We start from the raw sequence: 2,075 nt of genomic DNA on the forward strand, positions 1-2,075 counted from the left end.
CTAATCCGCGGTCCATCCTGCATCGATTATGATGCTGGTACCGGTCATCATTTGAGCGGCGTTTGATGCGAGGAGCGTGATGGCGCCCATGAGGTCTTCGGGTTGTCCGATGCGACCGAGCTTGATTTTGGCGAGGACGCTGTCGCGGAAGGCTGTGTCTTGGAGGAAGGGTTTGGTGAGGGGTGTTTCGATGAAGGTGGGGGCGATGGTGTTGGACCGGATGCGATGGGGGGCGAGGTCGAGGGCGATGGCCTTGTTCATGCCCTCGAGCGCCCATTTGGAGGCGCAGTAGAGCGAGCGGTTCGGGGCGCCGACATGGCCCATCTGGGAGCCGATGTGGATCAGCGAGCCTGCGACCCCTTGCGCGATCATGCGCTTGGCGGCGGCCTGGGCGACGAAGAAGGCGCTCTTGAGGTTGAGGCCGAGCACCGCGTCATAATCGCCCGTCGTCACCTCGGTCATCGGCTTGGGCCGGTTGGTGCCGGCGTTGTTGACGAGGATGTCGAACGCGGGGCGGGCCGCGAAGAAGGCGTCGACCGCGGCGAGGTCGGTGACGTCGAGCACCGCCGCCTCTGCCGCGCCGCCATCCCGGCGGATCGCATCGGCGGCCGCCTCGATCTCTTCGCGCGAGCGCGCGACGAGCGTCACGGCGGCGCCGGCCTGCGCGAGCGCGGCGGCGGCGGCGAGGCCGATGCCGCGCCCGGCGCCGGTGACGAGCGCGGTGCTGCCGTCGAGCCGCAGGCTCGGGGTGACGGGAAGGGGGGTCATGCCTCGACGGGCTCGGCGCGCCCGGCATAGGGGATGTCGCGGCCGCCGTAGCGGCGCACCCGGATGTTCGCCTGCTCGCCATGCCCGGCAAAGCCCTCGAGCGCGCACAGGCGCGAGCAATATTCGCCGATCATCGCCGAGGCGGCGTCGCTGGTCACCCGCTGATAGGTGCAGGTCTTGAGGAACTTGCCGACCCACAGCCCGCCGGTATAGCGCGCCGCCTTCTTCGTCGGCAGCGTGTGGTTGGTGCCGATGACCTTGTCGCCATAGCTGACATTGGTGCGCGGCCCCAGGAACAGCGCGCCGTAATTGGTCATATGGGCCAGGAAGTAATCGGGATCGCGGGTCATCACCTGGACATGCTCGGAGGCGATCTCGTCGGCGATCGCCACCATCTCTGCATCGCTGTCGGCGACGATCACCTCGCCGAAATTCTCCCACGCCTTGCGGGCATGGTCGGCGGTCGGCAGGATGGCCAGCAGTCGCTCGACCTGTTTCATCGTGTCGCGCGCCAGCGCCGCCGAGGTGGTGAGCAGGATCGCCGGGCTGTCGGGGCCGTGCTCGGCCTGGCCGAGCAGGTCGGTCGCGCACAGCTCGCCGTCGACGCTGTCGTCGGCGATGACCAGCGTCTCGGTCGGCCCCGCGAACAGGTCGATGCCGACGCGGCCGAACAACTGGCGCTTGGCCTCGGCGACATAGGCGTTGCCGGGGCCGACCAGCATGTCGACCGGGGCGATGCTCTGGGTGCCGAGCGCCATCGCGCCGACCGCCTGGATGCCGCCGAGGCAATAGATGTCGTCGGCGCCCGCCAGCACCTGCGCCGCGACGATGGCGGCGGCGGGCTTGCCCTGGAAGGGCGGGGCGCAGGTGATGACCCGCGGCACGCCGGCGACCTTGGCGGTGATGACCGACATGTGCGCCGAGGCGAGCAGCGGATATTTGCCGCCGGGAACATAGCAGCCCGCGCTCGACACCGGGATGGTGCGATGGCCGAGGACGACGCCCGGCATCGTCTCGACCTCGACGTCGCCGATCGAGGCGCGCTGGACCTCGGCGAAGTTGCGGATCTGCGCCTGCGCGAACTCGATGTCCTTCAGCGCCTGGCCCGAAAGCTGGTCGAGGCAGTCCTGCTTCTCCCGGTCGCTCAGCCGATAATCGTCGCGGTCCCACCCGTCGAAGCGCACCGACAGCTCCCGCACCGCCGCATCCCCCCGCGCCCCAATGTCCGACAAAACACCCTCCACAACCCCCCGAACCGCACGGTCCGCGTCCAACCGCACATCAACCCCAGATCCTCGCTTCAGCCA

The 2,075-nt window shown here is 68.8% G+C and carries 2 protein-coding genes; both read right to left on the reverse strand.

Annotated elements, in window-relative coordinates:
- The gene (locus FHR21_RS20630) at positions 1 to 768 is read right to left on the reverse strand and encodes an SDR family NAD(P)-dependent oxidoreductase (RefSeq protein ID WP_184101821.1); all 768 of its coding nucleotides are present in this window, start codon (positions 766 to 768) and stop codon (positions 1 to 3) included.
- A partial coding sequence (gene hisD / locus FHR21_RS20635; RefSeq protein WP_221235297.1) for a histidinol dehydrogenase occupies positions 765 to 2,075 on the reverse strand: 1,311 nt, incomplete at its 5' end. The genes FHR21_RS20630 and hisD, both read right to left, overlap by 4 nt.

It is taken from the genome of Sphingopyxis panaciterrulae (assembly GCF_014199295.1).
Classification (GTDB): Bacteria; Pseudomonadota; Alphaproteobacteria; order Sphingomonadales; family Sphingomonadaceae; genus Sphingopyxis; species Sphingopyxis panaciterrulae.

Bases quoted from the DNA above. Each gene is read 5' to 3' on its own strand.
- FHR21_RS20630 (WP_184101821.1), bottom strand. From the start codon at position 768: ATGACCCCCCTTCCCGTCACCCCGAGCCTGCGGCTCGACGGCAGCACC.